This window comes from Streptomyces sp. NPDC017940 (assembly GCF_044328435.1).
Lineage (GTDB): Bacteria > Actinomycetota > Actinomycetes > Streptomycetales > Streptomycetaceae > Streptomyces.
In genome coordinates this window covers 404287-424198 of record NZ_JBIRHJ010000002.1, presented here as the reverse complement: position 1 = coordinate 424198, position 19912 = coordinate 404287, and the positions used below count along the sequence as shown (strand labels likewise).

Annotated in this window: 1 protein-coding gene; it reads left to right on the top strand. The window is 73.6% G+C overall.

Annotated features, from left to right (window positions below; genetic code table 11):
- The first annotated feature begins 28 nt into the window (after positions 1–28).
- The gene (locus ACH4DX_RS07605; protein WP_398154395.1) at positions 29–19909 is read left to right on the top strand and encodes a type I polyketide synthase; all 19881 of its coding nucleotides are present in this window, start codon (positions 29–31) and stop codon (positions 19907–19909) included.
- Positions 19910–19912 lie beyond the last annotated feature (3 nt).

The following is a 19912-nucleotide window of genomic DNA, read 5'->3' as shown; positions in this document are numbered from 1 at the left end:
GACTCTCACCCGGAGGGGTAGCAAGCGCATGTCGAACGACGACAAGGTCCTCGACTACTTGAAGCGGCTGACCGCGGACCTGAGGCAGACCAAGCAACGGCTTCGCGAGGTCGAGGAGAAGGACAGCGAGCCGATCGCGATCGTCGGCATGAGCTGCCGCTTCCCCGGCGGGGTCGAGTCGCCCGAAGATCTGTGGCGCCTGGTCGAGTCCGGCGTCGACGCGGTGTCCGGGTTCCCCGCCGACCGCGGCTGGGACCTGGAGTCGCTGTACGACGCGGACCCCGACCACTCCGGTACGACCTATGCGCGTGAGGGCGGTTTCCTCTACGACGCACCGCGGTTCGACTCGGAGTTCTTCGGGATATCCCCCCGCGAGGCCGCGGCGATGGACCCCCAGCAGCGACTGCTCCTCGAAACCTCCTGGGAGGCGTTCGAGCGGGCGGGCATCGACCCGCACGCGTTGCGCGGCAGCCGCTCGGGCGTCTTCGTCGGCACCAACGGCCAGGACTACGCGGCACTGTTGCTGGCCGCGCAGGAAGAGGTCGCGGGATTCGCGGGCACCGGCATCTCGGCGAGTGTCATCTCCGGCCGCCTGTCGTACACGTTCGGCCTCGAAGGGCCCGCCGTCACCGTCGACACGGCGTGCTCGTCGTCCCTGGTCGCCCTGCACCTGGCGGTGCAGGCGCTGCACAAGGGCGAGTGCGAACTCGCGCTCGTCGGCGGTGTGACGGTGATGTCGACGCCGGGCTCCTTCATCGAGTTCAGCCGGCAGCGCGGCCTCGCACCGGACGGCCGCTGCAAGGCGTTCTCCGACAGCGCCGACGGCACGGGCTGGGGCGAGGGCGTCGGCATGCTCCTCGTCGAGCGCCTTTCGGACGCCCGCCGCAACGGCCACCAGGTCCTCGCGGTCGTACGGGGTTCCGCCGTCAACCAGGACGGCGCGTCCAACGGACTGACCGCCCCCAACGGCCCCTCCCAGCAGCGCGTCATCCGCCAGGCGCTCGCCGCCGCCGGTCTGACCCCGTCCGACGTGGACGCGATGGAGGCGCACGGCACCGGCACGACCCTCGGTGACCCCATCGAGGCGCAGGCGCTCCTCGCCACCTATGGCCAGGACCGGCCCGCCGACCGGCCGCTGTGGCTGGGCTCCATCAAGTCGAACATCGGTCACACCCAGGCCGCCGCCGGTGTCGCGGGCGTCATCAAGATGGTCATGGCGATGCGGCACGGCGTACTCCCCAAGACGCTGCACGCCACCGAGCCCTCCTCGCACGTCGACTGGTCCGAGGGAGCGGTGGAGCTCCTCACGGAGACCCGGTCGTGGCCGGAGACGGGACAGCCGTGGCGGGCGGGTGTGTCGTCGTTCGGAGTCAGCGGCACCAACGCGCACACCATCATCGAGCAGGCCCCGACAGCCGAGGAGCAGGTTCCCGACCCGGAGCCCGTGGCCGGCGGCCCGGTGCCTGAGGTGAGCGGCCCGGTGCCCCTGGCCGACGGCCTGGTGCCGTGGGTCCTCTCGGCGAGGACCGAGGAGGCGCTGCGGCACCAGGCCGAGCGGCTGCGCTCCGCCGTGGCCGGCCTGAACCCCGTGGACGTCGGCTTCTCCCTCGCCACCACGCGAGCGTCCCTCGAACACCGCGCGGTGATCGTCGCGGACGACCCCGGAGCCCGGCTGACCGCCCTAACCGCACTGGCCGAGGGCAGGCAGACACCAGGCCTGGTGACGGCTTCCGCCACCCCGGGGCTGCTGGGCTTCCTCTTCTCGGGCCAGGGTTCGCAACGCCTGGGCATGGGCCGAGAACTGGCCGCCCGTTTCCCGGTGTTCGCCGAGTCCCTGGATGCCGTCCTCACGGTGTGCGACCCGCGGGTGCGGGCGGTGCTGTTCGGCGCGGACACCGATGCCGATGCCGACGCGCTGAACGAGACGGGGGTGACGCAGCCTGCGCTGTTCGCGGTGGAGGTGGCCCTCTTCCGCTTGCTGGAGTCGTGGGGTGTGCGCCCCGACATGGTGGCTGGTCACTCGATCGGTGAGTTGGCGGCGGCGCATGTGGCTGGTGTGTGGTCGCTGGCTGATGCGGTGAAGGTGGTGTCGGCTCGGGGTGCGCTGATGCAAGCGCTGCCGCCCGGTGGTGCGATGGTGGCGATCCAGGCGTCCGAGGCCGAGGTCGTCTCCGATCTGCCGGAGACGGTGGGTATCGCTGCCGTCAACGGCCCGACTTCGGTAGTCGTTTCGGGTGTTGCGGCTGACGCGGAGGCGGTGGGGGAGCGGTGGCGTGCGGCGGGCTGCAAGGTGTCCCGTTTGAAGGTCAGTCACGCGTTCCACTCGCCGTTGATGGACCCGATGCTGGACGAGTTCCGTCAGGTCCTTGAGGGTGTGGCGTACGAGGCCCCGACCGTCCCGATCGTGTCGACGCTGACGGGTAGGGCGACGACCGCCGAGGAACTCGCCTCGCCCGAGTACTGGGTGCGGCACGTGCGGGAGTCGGTGCGGTTCGCCGATGCCGTGCGCACGCTGGCCGCCGAGGGCGTGGCGACGTTCGTGGAGGTCGGCCCCGGCGGCACGCTGTCCGCCCTCGGCCCTGACAGCGCGCCCGACGCCGCCTTCCTGCCCGCCTTACGCTCGGACAGGGCCGAGGAGAGCGCCCTCGTCACCACGGTCGCCGCGCTGCACGCACGGAGTGTGCCGATCGACTGGAGCGCGTACTTCGCGGACAGCGGTGCCCGGCGCGTGGACCTGCCGACGTACGCGTTCCAACGCGAGCGCTACTGGCTGGACGCTGCCGCCGTCGACATGGGCATCGAGCGGATGTCCCCGGTGGAGGCCCGCTTCTGGGGGGCGGTCGAAGACGGCGACATCGCCGACCTGGCCCGCACCCTTGAGGTGTCGTCCGACGACCCGCTGAGTGCCGTGCTGCCCCGCCTGTCCGCGTGGCGCAAGGAGCAGCAGGGCCGATCCGCCGTGGAGGGCTGGCGGTACCGGGTCGAGTGGCGGCCACTGACCGCCGGGAGCCGGCGTCTCGACGGTACGTGGCTGGTGGTCGCGCCGACCGGTGAGGGACGTGCCGAGTGGGTGCGTGAGTCGCTGTCCCGGAACGGTGCGGACGACGTACAGGTTCGGTACGCGGGTCTCGAAGCGGGCGGCGTCGGCGCGCAGTTGGGTGACCTGTCGGCGCTGAGTGGGGTGGTGTCGCTGCTGGGGTTCGCCGACGCGGGCGACGCGGGCGACTTGGGTGACGCGGGTGCTGCGGCGGTGCCTGCCGGTGTCGCCGCAACGATCGCCCTGTCGCAGGCCCTTGGCGACGTGGAGGTGCCGTTGTGGTGCCTGACGTCGGGTGCTGTGTCGGCCGGTGCGGGCGATGTGGTCGCCGGGTTCGAGCAGGCGATGCTGTGGGGTCTTGGCCGGGTCGCGGCGTTGGAGCAGCCCGGCCGCTGGGGCGGACTCGTCGACCTGCCCGAGGTGGGGGACGACGCGGCGCCGGACGACACGGCGGCGCCGGACGAGGCGTGGGACGAGGCGACCGGAGACCTCCTCGCCGCCGTCCTCGCCGGTACGGCCGGAGAGGACCAGGTCGCCCTGCGCGGCACCGGCATCCTCGGCCGCAGACTGGTGCCCGCGCTGCTGACCGGGGCGTCCGGTGATGCCTGGTCGCCGCGCGGCACGGTTCTGGTGACCGGGGGTACCGGTTCGCTCGGTGGGCATGTCGCCCGGTGGCTGGCGGGCAAGGGTGCCGAGCACCTGTTGCTGACCAGCAGGCGCGGGCTTGCGGCGGAGGGTGCGGAGGAGCTGCGTACGGAGCTGACCGCATTGGGTGCCCGGGTCACGATCGCGGCTTGTGATGCCGCCGACCGGGACGCTTTGGCGGAGGTACTCGCTGCCGTGCCGGAGGAGTTTCCGCTGACGGCGGTCGTCCACGCGGCAGGTATCGAGCGCTCGGCGGCGCTCGCTGACTTGGACCCGCAGGACTTGGCCGAGTTCGCCGACGTACTGGCGGCCAAGGTCGATGGCGCCCGCAACCTGCACGACCTGCTCGGCGACCGGCAGTTGGACGCGTTCGTGCTGTTCTCGTCCATTGCCGGAGTGTGGGGCAGCGGCAAGCAGGGCGCGTACGCCGCCGCCAACGCCTACCTCGACGCACTCGCGGAGCACCGCCGGGCCGCGGGCCTGCCCGCCACAGCGGTCGCGTGGGGCCCGTGGGGCGGCGGCGGCATGGTGGCCGATTCCGGCCAGGACGCCGCGGCCCAGCTGCGGCGCAGGGGCCTGGCGACCATGGACCCGGACGTGGCACTCGCGGGCCTGGCCACGGCCGTGGAGCGCGGCCACGAGAACGTCGTCGTCGCCGACGTAGACTGGACGCGGTTCGCGGGCACCTTCATGGCGCAGCGCCCCAGCCCGCTCCTCGGCGAACTGCCCGAGGTCCGTGCGGCGTTCGGCGCCCGGTCGGCCGACGGCGGCACGTCGGCCCTGGCGCGGCGCCTCGCCGGGCTCGACGAAGCCGAGCAGGAGCGGCAGCTCACCGACCTCGTCCGGTACGAGGCCGCCGCGGTCCTCGGCCATGTGTCGGGTGACGCGTTCTCGCCGACGCGGGCGTTCAAGGAGCTCGGCTTCGACTCGCTGACGGCCGTCGAGCTGCGCGCACGCCTTCGCGACGCCACCGGCATCGCGCTGCCCGCGACCCTGGTCTTCGACTACCCCAACGCGACCGCCCTCGCCGCCTACCTGCGGACCGAGCTGTCCGGCGCCGCGGCCGCCGCACCCGCCGCCCCGGCCACGGTCGCCGGTGCGACCGACGAACCGATCGCCATCGTGGCCATGTCCTGCCGGTACCCCGGCGGCGTGGCGAGCCCCGAGGACCTGTGGGACTTCCTCCAGGCGGGCGGGGACGCCGTCGCGGACTTCCCCTCCGACCGCGGCTGGGACCTGGAGTCGCTCTACGATCCGGACCCCGAGAGCTCGGGCACCAGCTACAGCCGCATGGGTGCCTTCCTCGACGGCGCGGCGGAGTTCGACCCTGCGTTCTTCGGGATCTCGCCGCGCGAGGCCCTCGCGATGGACCCGCAGCAGCGGCTGCTCCTCGAAACCTCCTGGGAGGCGTTCGAGCGGGCCGGGGTCGACCCGGCCGCGCTGCGCGGCGAGCGCGTCGGCGTCTTCGTTGGCTCGAACATGCAGGACTACGGAGTGGTGCTCGGCGGGGCCGCCGAGGACGTCGGCGGCTATGTGGCGACCGGCAACGCGGCCAGCGTGGCCTCGGGCCGCCTGTCGTACACGTTCGGCTTCGAGGGGCCCGCCGTCACGGTGGACACGGCGTGCTCGTCGTCCCTGGTCGCCCTGCACCTGGCGGTGCAGGCGCTGCGCTCCGGTGAGTGCTCGCTCGCCCTCGCGGGCGGTGTGACGGTGATGTCGACGCCGGGTTCGTTCATCGAGTTCAGCCGCCAGCGCGGGCTCGCGGTGGACGGTCGCTGCAAGGCGTTCGCCGCCGCCGCCGACGGCACGGGCTGGGGCGAGGGCGTCGGCATGCTGTTCGTGGAGCGGTTGTCGGACGCCCGTCGCAACGGCCACCAGGTCCTCGCGGTCGTACGGGGTTCCGCCGTGAACCAGGACGGCGCGTCCAACGGCCTCACCGCCCCCAACGGGCCGTCGCAGCAGCGGGTGATCCGGCAGGCGCTGGCCAGTGCGGGTCTGTCGCCGTCCGACGTGGACGCGGTCGAGGCCCACGGCACGGGCACGACCCTGGGTGACCCCATCGAGGCGCAGGCGCTCCTCGCCACCTACGGCAAGGACCGCCCGGCCGACCGGCCGCTGTGGCTGGGCTCGATCAAGTCGAACATCGGTCACACCCAGGCCGCCGCCGGTGTCGCGGGCATCATCAAGATGGTCATGGCGATGCGGCACGGCGTCCTGCCGAAGACGCTGCACGTCGACGCGCCGTCGCCGCACGTCGACTGGTCCGCGGGCGCCGTCGAACTCCTGGCGGAGCCCCAGCCGTGGCCGGAGACCGGCGAGCCGCTCCGGGCCGGTGTGTCGTCGTTCGGGTTCAGCGGCACGAACGCCCACACCATCATCGAGCAGGCGCCGCCGACTGGGCTGCCGGAGACACCGGAGCCGGCGCGGGACGGCGACCTGGTCCCGTGGGTCCTGTCCGCTGCCGACGGGACCGCCCTGCGCGGCCAGGCGGAGCGGCTCCTGTCTGTCGTCGCCGAGGACACATCGCTCGTCGACATCGGCTACTCGCTGGTAACGACACGGTCGGCGCTGGACCACCGCGCGGTGGTGGTGGCCGCGGATCGTTCCGAGTTCCTCGACGCCCTGACTGCCGTGGCCGAGGGCCGTACGACCGGCGCCGTGGTCACCGGGGTCGCGGACGAGCCGGGCCGGTTGGGTTTCCTGTTCTCGGGCCAGGGTGCGCAGCGCCTGGGCATGGGCCGCGAACTGGCGGGTCGCTTCCCGGTGTTCGCCGAGGTTCTGGATGCCGTGCTGGACGCGTTCGACCCGCGGGTGCGGGAGGTGTTGTTCGGTGCGGATGCCGACGCCGACGCCGATGCGCTGAACGAGACGGGGGTGACGCAGCCCGCGTTGTTCGCGGTGGAGGTGGCGCTGTTCCGCCTCCTTGAGTCGTGGGGTGTGCGTCCCGATGTGCTGGCCGGTCACTCGATCGGTGAGTTGGCGGCGGCGCATGTGGCTGGTGTGTGGTCGCTGGCTGACGCGGTGAAGGTGGTGTCGGCGCGCGCCGGTCTGATGCAGGCGCTGCCTACCGGTGGCGCGATGGTCGCTATCCAGGCGTCCGAGGCCGAGGTTGCCGCCGATCTGCCGGAGACGGTGGGGATGGCGGCGGTGAACGGCCCGTCCTCGGTGGTCGTCTCCGGTGTCACGGCCGATGTGGAGGCGGTGGGGGAGCGGTGGCGGGCTGCGGGCCGCAAGGTGTCGCGCCTGAAAGTCAGTCACGCGTTCCACTCGCCGCTCATGGACCCGATGCTCGACGACTTCCGGCAGGTCCTTGAGGGTGTGGCGTACGAGGCCCCGACCGTCCCGATCGTCTCGACACTGACCGGTGCCCGTGTGACGGCCGAGGAGTTGGCGTCGCCGGAGTACTGGGTGCGGCATGTGCGTGAGTCGGTGCGGTTCGCCGATGCCGTGCGCACGCTGGCCGACGAGGGTGTGGGCACGTTCGTGGAGGTCGGTCCCGGCGGCACGCTGTCCGCCCTGGGCCAGGAGTCCGTACGGGACGCGGTCTTCGTACCGGCACTGCGCGGCGACCGCCCGGAAGCGGTGGCCGCCACGACCGCCGCGGGGCACCTCCACGTGCACGGCGTCGGCGTGGACTGGGAGGCGTTCTTCGCCGGGCGTGGCGCACGGCGGGTGGAGTTGCCGACGTACGCGTTCCAACGGCAGCGCTACTGGCCCGCGACGCTGCCCGCGACCGGTGACGCCGGAGCGATCGGGCTCGGTGCGGCGGAGCACCCGCTGCTGGGTGCGAGCGTGACGGTGGGCGGCACGGACGGAGTACTGCTGACCGGCAGGCTGTCGGTCCAGTCCCACCCGTGGCTGGCCGACTACCTGATCCGGGGCTCGGTGCTGCTGCCCGGCACGGCGATGGTGGACCTCGCGGTGCGCGCGGCCGACCAGGTGGGCTGCGACGTGGTGGAGGAGCTGACCCTGGAGGCGCCGCTCGTCCTGCCCGAGGACGGCTCGGTGCGGGTACAGGTGTGGGTCGGCGCGGCCGACGAGTCGGGCCGGCGCGAGCTGACGTTCCACTCCAGCGCCGGTGCTGCCGACGACGCCGGTTCATGGACCCGGCACGCCACCGGTGTGCTCGGTACGGGCGACCGGACCGGCGAGGTCTCCCTGGCCGAGTGGCCGCCCGCGGGCGCGGAGGCCGTGGACCTGGACGGGTTCTACGACGGTACGGCGGAGAACGGATTCGTCTACGGGCCGGTCTTCCAGGGGCTGCGGGCGGTCTGGCGCAAGGGCGGCGAGGTGTTCGCCGAGGTCGCGCTCCCCGAGGGAGTGGGCACGAACGGCTTCGGACTGCACCCGGCGCTCCTCGACGCGGCACTGCACGCCACCGGAATGCTGGCCGAGGGCGACGCCTCCGGCACGCTGCCGTTCGCGTGGACGGGTGTGCGCCTGCACGCCGCGGACGCGACGGCGCTGCGCGTGCGGTTGGCACCCGTGGCGCAGGACGAAGCGGCGGACGCGGACTCCGGCCTGGTGTCGTTGACGGTCGCCGACGGGGCGGGCGCCCCCGTGGCGACGGTCGGATCGCTGACCCTCCGCCCGGTGGCGGCGACGCTGACACGGCAGGACCGGGACTCGCTCTTCGGCGTCGACTGGGTGCCCGCCCCCCTGCCCGAGGGCGACACACCGACGACCACGTGGACAGACCTGGACACCCTGAGCCAGCCGCAGGACACGGATCGCACAGATCTCACCGATTTCGCAGACCTGACGAACCTCGCGGACTTCGTCGTCGTGCCCTGCCCCGGCACCTCCGCGTCCGACCCGGTGAGCGCCGCCCACGAGGCCGCGCACTGGGCGCTGGACGCGGTCCGGACGTGGCTCGCCGACGAGCGGTTCGACACGGCGCGCCTCGCCGTCGTGACCAGGGGCGCCATGGCCACCACGGCCGAGGAGGACGTACGCGACCTCGCGCAGGCAGCGGTGTGGGGCCTGGTGCGTTCCGCGCAGTCGGAGAACCCCGACCGGATCGTGCTCGTGGACCTCGACGACGAGGCGGCTTCACTCGACGCGCTGCCGTCCGCCCTGGCCACCGGTGAGCCACAACTCGCCCTGCGCTCCGGTGAGGTCCTCGTACCCCGCCTGGCCAGAGCCGGACGCTCCACAGCGGACGACGACCCCGGCTTCGGTACGGGTACCGTCCTCGTCACCGGTGCCACGGGCACGCTTGGCCGTCTGTTCGCCCGGCACCTGGTCGCGGAGCGCGGCGTACGGGATCTGCTTCTCGTGAGCAGGCGGGGTGCCGCCGCCGAGGGCGCCGAGGAACTGCGGGACGAACTGGCGGCGCAGGGCGCCGAGGTGACGCTCGCCGCCTGCGACGTGGCCGACCGCGAGGCGGTGGCCGCGCTCCTCGCCGAGCACGAGGTCACCGCGGTCGTCCACACCGCAGGTGTCCTTGACGACGGCACCATCGGCTCGCTGACACCGGAGCGCATAGACACCGTCTTCCGACCCAAGGTCGACGCCGCCTGGCACCTCCACGAGCTGGCCGGGGACCTGTCGGCGTTCGTCCTCTTCTCCTCCGTGTCCGGCATCCTCGGCGCGCCCGGCCAGGGCAACTACGCGGCGGCCAACACCTTCCTGGACGCGCTCGCGCAGCACCGCCGCGCCCAAGGGCTTCCCGCCACGTCGCTGGCGTGGGGCCTGTGGGCCGACAGCGGTATGGCGGGCAGCCTCGACGACACCGACGTACGACGCCTCGCCAGGGGCGGAGTGATCCCGCTGCGCCCGGCCGAGGGCCTCGCGCTGTTCGACGCGGTGGGCGCCACGGAGCGCGCGCTCCTTGCCCCAGTACCGCTCGACCTGCCCGTGCTGCACCGGCAGGCACGCTCGCAGCCCGTACCGCACCTCCTGCGCGGACTTGTACGCGGCACGGCCCGCAGGACCGCCGCACCCGCGGCGGGCCGGTCCGCGCTCGCCCGGTCCCTGGCGGGGCTGACCGCCGCCGAACGCGAGAAGACGCTCCTGGACCTCGTGCTCGGCCAGGTGGCCGCGGTGCTCGGCCACAGCTCGGCGGGGGCCGTCGCGCCCGACCGCGCCTTCAAGGACCTCGGCTTCGACTCGCTCAGCTCCGTCGAGCTGCGCAACCGGCTCAACGCGGCCACCGACCTCGCCCTGCCCGCCACCCTCGTCTTCGACCACCCGACCCCCGCCGCGCTCGCGGCGCACCTCGGCGCCGAACTCCTCGGCGAGGTGCTCGACGTCGCCGCCGCCGACCACGCCGTGGCCGTGACCGGGTCCGACGAGCCGATCGCGATCGTCGGGATGAGCTGCCGGTTCCCCGGCGGGGTCGCGTCACCGGAAGACCTGTGGCACCTCGTGGCCGCGGGCGGGGACGCCATGTCGGAATTCCCCGCCGACCGCGGCTGGGACGTGGATTCGCTCTACGACCCGGACCCCGAGAGGACGGGCACCACCTACGCGCGTGCGGGCGGGTTCCTGGACGACGCGATGGACTTCGACCCGGCGTTCTTCGGGATATCCCCGCGTGAGGCCGCGGCGATGGACCCGCAGCAGCGACTGCTACTGGAAACCTCCTGGGAGGCGTTCGAGCGCGCGGGCATCGACCCGGACACCGTGCGCGGCAGCCGGTCCGGTGTGTTCGTCGGCACCAACGGCCAGGACTACGCGGCCCTGCTGATGGCCGCACGGGAGCAGGTCGAGGGATTCGTCGGCACGGGCAGCGCGGCGAGTGTCATCTCCGGCCGCCTGTCGTACACGTTCGGCCTCGAAGGGCCCGCCGTCACCGTCGACACGGCCTGCTCGTCGTCCCTGGTCGCCCTGCACATGGCGGTACAGGCCCTGCGCTCCGGCGAGTGCTCCCTCGCCCTCGCGGGCGGTGTGACCGTGATGTCGACGCCCGGCGCGTTCGTGGAGTTCAGCAGGCAGCGCGGCCTCGCACCGGACGGCCGCTGCAAGGCGTTCGCCGACGGCGCCGACGGCACGGGCTGGGGCGAAGGCATCGGCATGCTCCTCGTGGAGCGGTTGTCGGACGCCCGGCGCAACGGCCACCAGGTCCTCGCGGTCGTACGGGGTTCCGCCGTGAACCAGGACGGCGCGTCCAACGGCCTGACCGCCCCCAACGGGCCGTCGCAGCAGCGGGTGATCCGTCAGGCGCTGGCCAGTGCGGGTCTGTCGCCGTCCGACGTGGACGCCGTCGAGGCCCACGGCACGGGCACAACCTTGGGTGACCCCATCGAGGCGCAGGCGCTCCTTGCCACTTACGGCAAGGACCGGCCCGCCGACCGGCCGTTGTGGCTGGGGTCGATCAAGTCGAACATCGGTCACACCCAGGCCGCCGCCGGTGTCGCGGGCATCATCAAGATGGTCATGGCGATGCGGCACGGCGTCCTGCCGAAGACGCTGCACGTCGACGCGCCCTCCTCACACGTCGACTGGTCCGCGGGAGCGGTGGAGCTCCTCACCGAGCAGCGTGCGTGGCCCCTCGCGGACCGTCCCTGGCGGGCGGGTGTGTCCTCGTTCGGAGTCAGCGGCACCAACGCCCACACCGTCATCGAACAGGCCCCCGAACCGACGCACGCCGAGCAGGCAGAACCCGCGGGAGCCCCGGCGCCGGCGCACGCCGGAGGCCCGGTTCCGTGGGTCCTCTCCGCCCGTGACGCGGGTGCCCTGCGCGGCCAGGCCGAGCGGCTCCTGTCCTTCGTGGACGACCAGTCGCCTCTCGACGTGGGCCACTCGCTCGCGACGACACGGTCGGCCCTCACGCACCGCGCGGTGATCACGGCCACGGAACCCGCCGACTTCCAGTCGGCGCTGACCGCGCTCGCCGAAGGACGCGACACGCCGGGAGTCGTGGTCGGCGAGGCCGCACCGCACCGGCTGGGTTTCCTGTTCTCGGGGCAGGGCGCGCAGCGGCTCGGCACGGGCCGTGAACTGGCCGCTCGTTTCCCGGTGTTCGCCGAGGCCCTGGACGCCGTACTGGACGCGTTCGACCCGCGGGTGCGGGAGGTGCTGTTCGGCGAGGATGCCGACGCCCTGAACGAGACCGGCGTGACGCAGCCCGCGCTGTTCGCCGTCGAGGTGGCCCTGTTCCGCTTGCTGGAGTCGTGGGGTGTCCGGCCCGACATGGTGGCGGGGCACTCGATCGGTGAGCTGGCCGCCGCGCACGTCGCCGGTGTGTGGTCCCTCGCCGACGCCGTGCGGGTCGTGTCGGCGCGTGGCGCGTTGATGCAGGCGCTGCCCGAGGGCGGCGCGATGGTCGCGATCCAGGCGAGCGAGGCCGAGGTCGCCTCCTCGGAGCTGCCGGAGACCGTGGGCGTCGCGGCCGTGAACGGCCCGACGTCGGTGGTCGTCTCGGGTGTCGCCGCCGATGTGGAGGCGGTGGCGGAGCGGTGGCGCGATGCGGGCCGCAAGGTGACACGGCTCCGGGTCAGTCACGCGTTCCACTCGCCGTTGATGGACCCGATGCTCGACGACTTCCGCCAGGTCCTCGAAGGTGTGGCGTACGAGGCCCCGACCGTCCCGATCGTGTCGACGCTGACGGGCCGCCCGGCGTCCACCGAGGAGTTGGCCTCGCCCGAGTACTGGGTGCGGCACGTGTGCGACTCGGTGCGGTTCGCCGACGCCGTCCGCACCCTGACCGACGAGGGCGTGGGCACGTTCGTGGAGGTCGGCCCCGGCGGCACGCTGTCCGCCCTCGGCCAGGAATCCGCACCGGAAGCGGCCTTCGTACCGACACTGCGGAACGACCGCCCGGAAGAGACGTCCCTGATCGGCGCGGTCGCGGAAGCGTATGTGCGGGGCGCCCGGGTGGACTGGGCCGCCTGCTTCGACGGCGGCGGCGGCGCGCGGCGGGTCGAACTGCCCACGTACGCGTTCCAGCGGCAGCGCTACTGGCTGGACACGCTGCCCGCGATCGGTGACGTCCGGGCGGCTGGGCTCGGCGCCGCGGAGCACCCGCTGCTGGGTGCCACGCTCGCGGTGGGCGGCACGGACGGTGTGCTCCTCACCGGTCGCCTCTCCGTCAAAACCCACCCGTGGCTCGCCGACCACGTGGTCCACGGTTCGGTGCTGCTGCCCGGGGCCGCGTTCGTCGAGCTGGCGGTGCGCGCGGGCGACCAGGTCGGCTGCGACCTCGTCGAGGAGCTGACCGTCGAGGCACCGCTCGTCCTGCCCGAGAACGGCTCGGTGCGGGTGCAGGTGTGGGCGGGGGCGGCCGACGCGGCGGGTCGGCGTGAGCTGACCTTCTACACCGGTACGGGCGACGACGACCGGGCGTGGACCCGGCGCGCCACCGGTGTGCTGCGGGCGGGCGGGAGCTCCGGCGGGAACACCGGCGGGCTCTCCCTGGCCGAGTGGCCGCCCGCGGGCGCGGAGGTCGTGGACCTGGACGGGTTCTACGACCGTACGGCGGAGAGCGGATTCGTCTACGGGCCGGTCTTCCAGGGGCTGCGGGCGGTTTGGCGCAAGGGCGGCGAGGTGTTCGCCGAGGTCGCGCTCCCCGAGGGGGTGGGCACGGACGGCTTCGGGCTGCACCCGGCGCTGCTCGACGCGGCGTCGCAGGCGGCCGGCCTGGTGGACGGCCCGGCGGACGGCGCTTTCGACGGGCCCGAGGGGCTGCCGTTCGTGTGGTCGGGTGTGCGGCTGCACGCTTCGGGCGCGTCGGTGCTGCGGGTGCGGTTGGCGCCCGCGCAGGCGCCCGACGGCGTGTCCGGCGGGGTGTCGTTGTCCGTCGCGGACGGGACCGGTGCCCCGGTGGCCACGGTCGATTCCCTGGTCCTTCGCCCGGTCTCGCAGGCGCAGCTGACCGGGGACGACCTCGGTGACGCGCTGTTCGGCGTGGACTGGGTGCCGGTGCCGGTGCCGGTGCCGACGGCCGAGGGGGATGTTCCAACGGCTCGGTGGACCGACCTGGAGACGCTCGTCCAATCGCAGGACACGGACCTCACCGACCTCACGGACCTCGCGGACTTCGTCGTCGTGCCCTGCCCCGGCACTTCCACGTCCGACCCGGTGAGCGCCGCTCACGAGGTCGCGTACTGGGCGCTGGACGCGGTCCGGACGTGGCTCGCCGACGAGCGGTTCGACGCGGCGCGTTTGGCCGTGGTGACCAGGGGTGCGGTCGCCGCGTCGGTCGACGAGCAGGTGCGTGACGTCGCGCAGGCGGCGGTGTGGGGTCTGGTGCGTTCCGCGCAGTCGGAGAATCCCGACCGGATCGTCCTGGTGGACCTCGACGACGAGGCGGCTTCGCTAGACGCGCTGCCGTCCGCCCTGGCCACCGGTGAGCCGCAACTCGCCCTGCGCTCCGGGACGGTCAGCGCGCCGCGCCTCGCGAGAGTGGCGCAGTCCGTGACCGACGACCCCGGCTTCGGTACGGGCGCGGTCCTCGTGACCGGTGCCACGGGCACGCTCGGCGGCCTCGTCGCCCGGCACCTGGTCGCGGAGCGCGGCGTACGGGATCTGCTGCTGGTGAGCAGGCGGGGTGCCGCCGCCGAGGGCGCCGAGGAACTGCGGGACGAACTGGTGGAGCAGGGCGCCGAGGTGACGCTCGCGGCCTGCGACGTGGCCGACCGCGAGGCGGTGGCCGCGCTCCTCGCCGAGCACCGGATCTCCGCCGTGGTGCACACCGCAGGTGTCCTGGACGACGGCACCATCGGCTCGCTGACCCCCGAGCGCATAGACACCGTCTTCCGGCCCAAGGTCGACGCGGCTTGGCACCTGCACGAGCTGACCCGCGACCAGGACCTGTCGGCGTTCGTCCTGTTCTCCTCGGTGGCGGGCATCCTCGGCGGACCCGGCCAGGGCAACTACGCGGCGGCGAACGCGTTCATGGACGCGCTCGCGCAGCACCGCCGCGACCGGGGCCTGCCCGCCACGTCGCTGGCGTGGGGTCCGTGGGACGCCGAGGAAGGCGGCATGGCCGGGCGGCTCGACGAGGCCGACACGCAGCGCATGAGCAGGGGCGGCCTGATCCCCCTGCGTGCCGCACGCGGCCTCGCGCTGTTCGACGCGGCCGGCGCCACGGGGCGGGCGCTCCTCGCCCCGGTACCGCTCGACCTGCCCGTGCTGCACCGACAGGCACGCTCCACCCCCGTACCGCACCTCCTGCGCGGACTCGTACGCGGCACGGCGCGCAGGACCGCCGAGTCCGGCTCCGCGACCGGGTCGGCCCTCGCCCGTTCGCTCGCGGAGCTGACGGCGACCGAACGGCAGGAAGCACTGCTCGACGTGGTCCTGCACCACGTGGCCGTGGTCCTCGGCCACACCTCGGCGCAGGCCGTCGCACCCGACCGCGCGTTCAAGGAACTCGGCTTCGACTCGTTGACCGCCGTCGAACTGCGCAACCGCCTCAACGCCGCAACCGAACTGCGCCTGCCCGCCACGCTCGTCTTCGACTACCCGACCCCCGCCGCCCTCGCGGCACACCTCGACGCCCACATCGTGGGCGCACCCGTCGCCGCGACGACGCCCGCCCGCACGGCCGGGGCGGTCCTCGACGAGCCAATCGCGATCGTCGCGATGAGCTGCCGCTTCCCCGGCGGCGTGAACTCGCCCGAGGACCTGTGGCAGCTCGTCCTGAACGGCGTCGACGCCATCGGCGAGTTCCCCGCCAACCGCGGCTGGGACCTGGCGAACGTGTACGACCCCGACCCGGACCACACAGGAACCTCGTACGCACGCGAAGGCGGATTCCTCTACGACGCCGACCTGTTCGACCCGGCGTTCTTCGGGATCAGCCCGCGCGAGGCCCTCGCCATGGACCCCCAGCAGCGGCTGCTCCTGGAGACCTCCTGGGAGGCCTTCGAACGGGCCGGGATCGACCCGAGCTCGGTGCGGGGCCGTGACATCGGCGTCTTCACCGGCTCGAACGTGCAGGACTACACCATGCTCCTCGCGACGAGCGAGGAGACCGTGGAAGGGTTCATCGGCACGGGCAACGCCGCGAGCGTCGTGTCCGGGCGCGTCGCCTACGCGTTCGGCCTCGAAGGCCCCGCCGTCACGGTCGACACGGCGTGCTCGTCGTCGCTCGTGGCCCTGCACATGGCGGTGCAGGCCCTGCGGACGGGTGACTGCTCCATGGCGCTCGCCGGCGGCGTGACGGTGATGTCGACGCCCGGCTCGTTCATCGAGTTCAGCCGCCAGCGCGGCCTCTCCACCGACGGCCGGTGCAGGCCGTTCTCGACGGACGCCGACGGCACCGGCTGGGGCGAGGGCGTCGGCACGGTCGTCCTGGAGCGGCTGTCCGACGCCCGGCGCAACGGGCACCAGGTCCTCGCCGTCGTACGGGGCTCCGCGATCAACCAGGACGGCGCGTCGAACGGCCTCACCGCGCCCAACGGCCCGTCGCAGCAGCGCGTCATCCGGCAGGCGCTCACGAGCGCGGGCCTGACGCCGTCCGACGTGGACGCCGTCGAGGCCCACGGCACCGGCACCACCCTCGGCGACCCCATCGAGGCCCAGGCCCTGCTCGCCACCTACGGCAAGGACCGGCCCGACGACCGGCCGCTGTGGCTCGGGTCGGTGAAGTCCAACATCGGCCACACCCAGGGCGCCGCCGGTGTCGCGGGCATCATCAAGATGGTCATGGCGATGCGTCACGGCGTCCTGCCGAAGACGCTGAACGTCACCGAGCCCACCGCGGAGGTCGACTGGACGGCCGGGGACGTCGCGCTCCTCACCGAAGCCCGTGACTGGCCGGACACCGACAGGCCCCGCCGGTTCGGCGTGTCGTCGTTCGGATTCAGCGGCACCAACGCGCACGCCATCATCGAGCAGGCCCCGGCCGCCGAGACCCCCGCGCGGACACCCGACCCGGGCAAGGCCCTGGTGCCGTTCCTCGTCTCGGCCAAGGACGATGACGCGCTGCGGGCGCAGGCCGACCGGCTGCGCGCCCACCTCGTGGCGCACCCCGAGCTGAACCCGCTCGACGTCGCCACCACCCTCGCCGACGCGCGTTCGACGTTCGAGAGCCGGGCGGTCGTCGTCGGCCAGGGCCGCGACGGCCTGCTCGCAGGCCTCGCCGCGCTCGTCGAAGGGCCCACGGCGGTGGCACGGGGCGTCGAGTCGGCCCGGGTCGCGACGGGAACGGCACGGACCGCGGGCAAGGTCGCCTTCGTCTTCCCCGGCCAGGGGTCGCAGTGGCTGCACATGGGGGCGGCCCTCGCGCAGTCCTCACCGGTGTTCCGGGCCTCCCTCGACGCCTGCGCCGACGCGCTCGCGCCCTACGTCGACTGGTCCCTGCACGAGGCCCTCGCCGACGCGGCCGAGCTGGAGCGCGTGGACGTGGTGCAGCCCGCGCTGTGGGCGGTGATGGTGTCCCTCGCGGCACTGTGGCGCTCGTACGGGGTGGAGCCGGACGCGGTCGTGGGGCACAGCCAGGGAGAGATCGCCGCGGCCTGTGTCGCGGGCGCCCTCTCGCTCGCGGACGCCGCCAAGGTCGTCGCGCTGCGCTCCAGGGCGATCCTCGCGCTGTCCGGCCAGGGCGGCATGGTGTCCCTGCCGGGGACGGTCGAGCAGGCCCACGAGCGGATCGCGCGGTGGGACGGAAGGATCTCCCTCGCCGCGGTCAACGGCCCCGGCTCCGTGGTGGTGGCGGGCGACGCCGACGCCCTCGACGAACTGGTGGAGTCCTGCGCCGCCGAGGACGTGCGGGCACGGCGGATCCCCGTCGACTACGCGTCGCACACCCCGCACGTCGAGCGCATCCAGGACGAGCTCGCGACCGTGCTCGCCGGGGTCGAGCCGCTGTCGGCGAGCGTGCCGATGCTGTCCACGGTCACCGGCGAGTGGCTGACCGGCACCGAGGTCGGCGCCGAGTACTGGTACCGCAACCTGCGCAACACCGTGCGCTTCGAGGAGGCCACGCGCGGTCTCCTCGACCGGGGCGTCGGCGTGTTCGTGGAGTGCAGCGCGCACCCGGTGCTCACCTTCGGGGTGCGCGAGACACTGGAGGCGGCCGGCGCGGAGGCCGTGGTCGTGGGCACGCTGCGCCGCGACGACGGCGACCTGGACCGCTTCCTGCTCTCCGTCGCCCAGGGGTACGTGGAGGGCCTGCCGTTCGACTGGCGCCAGGTGGCGCCCGCGGGACAGCACGTGGACCTGCCCACCTACGCCTTCCAGCACAAGCGGTTCTGGCCGAGCATCGCCGCCGCCCCCGCGGGCGACGTCTCGGGGGCCGTCGACGCACGGTTCTGGGAGGCCGTCGCGGACGGCGACTTCGGTGACCTCGCCGACGAGCTCGCCGTGTCCCTCGACGAACCGATCGGCGCCGTACTGCCCCGGCTCGCGTCGTGGCGGCGCGCGCAGTCCGAGAACTCCGAGATCGACGGCTGGCGCTACCGCGTGAGCTGGCTGCCGGTGCCCGAGCCCACCGCCGCCCTCAGGGGCACCTGGCTCCTGGTCAGCCGGGACGGCGCGGGCGAGGAAGACGTCGCCGACGCGCTGACCCGGCACGGCGCCCGAGTGCTGCCCGTCCGGGCCGGAGAAGGGCTCGACCGGGACTCCCTGACGGCCCGCCTCGCGGTCGACGAGCCCGTCGCGGGCGTCCTCTCACTGTTCGCCCTCGACCCCGCACCGGACGCGGGCGGCGTGCAGGCGACCCTCGCCCTCGTCCAGGCCCTCGGCGACGCGGGCCTCACCGCTCCGCTGTGGTACGCCACCCGGGGCGGGGTCACCGTCGGACGGTCCGACACCGCCGTCAGCCCCGAGCAGGCGATGGTGTGGGGACTGGCCCGCGTCGTCGGCAAGGAGCAGCCCGAGCGCTGGGGCGGCCTCGTCGACCTGCCCGAGACGCTGGACGACCGTGCCGCCGCCCGCCTCGCGGGCGTACTCTCCGGCACCCAGGACGAGGACCAGGTCGCCCTCCGCGCCGGAGGCGTGTTCGCCCGCAGGCTGGTCCAGGCCCCGCCGGGCCGCCTCGGCGACTGGGACCCCACCGGCACGGTCCTCGTCACCGGCGGCACCGGCGGCATCGGCGCGCACGTGGCCAGGTGGCTGGTCACCAAGGGCGCCGAACACCTGCTGCTCACCAGCAGGCGCGGCCCGGACGCCGAGGGCGCGGAGGAACTGCGTGCCGAACTGACCGCACTCGGCGCACGGGTGACGATCGCGGCCTGCGACGTCGCCGACCGCGAGGCCCTCGCGAAGCTCCTCGCGTCGATACCGGAGCAGTTCCCGCTCACCGCGGTCATGCACACGGCGGGCGTCCTGGACGACGGCGTGCTGACCGCGCTCACCCCGGAACGGCTCGCCACCGTGCTGCGGCCGAAGGTCGACGCCGCGGTCAACCTGGACGAACTGACCAGGGACCTGGAGCTGACGGCGTTCGTGATGTTCTCCTCGATCTCCGGCACGTTCGGCGCGGTAGCCCAGGGCAGCTACGCGGCCGCCAACGCCTACCTCGACGCGTTCGCCGAACGCCGCGTGGCGGCGGGCCTGCCCGCCCACTCCGTCGCGTGGGGCCCGTGGGGCGGCGGCGGCATGGTCGGCGACCACCTCGGCGAGATCCTGCGCAGCCGCGGCACCGCCCCCTTCGAGCCCGACCTCGCCATCGCCGCACTGGACCGGGCCGTCCGCCAGGTCGACCCGACGGTGCTCGTCGTCGCGGACATCGACTGGGACGTGTACGCGCCTTCGCTGCCGGCCCCGCTGCTGCGGGAACTGCCCGCCGCGCACCGGGCCCCGGCCCCCGCCGTGGAGACGGCGCCACTGGACCTGGCGGGCCGGCTCGCCGGCCTGTCGGGGCCCGAACGCGAACGCGCCGTCCTGGACCTGGTGCGGGAGCAGGCCGCCGCCGTCCTCGGCTACGACAGCACCGCCCTCGTGGAACCCGGCCGGGCGTTCAAGGACCTGGGCTTCGACTCGCTCACCGCGGTCGAGTTCCGCAACGTGTTCAACTCGGCCACCGGCCTGAGCCTGCCCTCGACGCTCGTCTTCGACCACCCCAACCCCGCCGCGCTCGCCGCCCACGTACTCGACCGGCTTCCGGGCGCGGGCACGCCGACCATCGACTCCGAGCTCGACCGCCTGGAGGCGACGCTGTCCCTCCTGACACCGGACGACGAGCGCAGCGCCGCCGTCGGCGACCGCCTCCGCGCGCTCCTGTCCAGGTGGGACGAGGCGCACACCCGCACGGAGCCCGCCACCACCGGACCGGACGCGCGCACCGCGTCGGCGGACGAACTGCTCGCCCTGCTCGACGAACAACTCGGGTCCTGAACC

Bases quoted from the DNA above. Each gene is read 5' to 3' on its own strand.
- ACH4DX_RS07605 (WP_398154395.1), top strand. From the start codon at position 29: ATGTCGAACGACGACAAGGTCCTCGACTACTTGAAGCGGCTGACCGCG.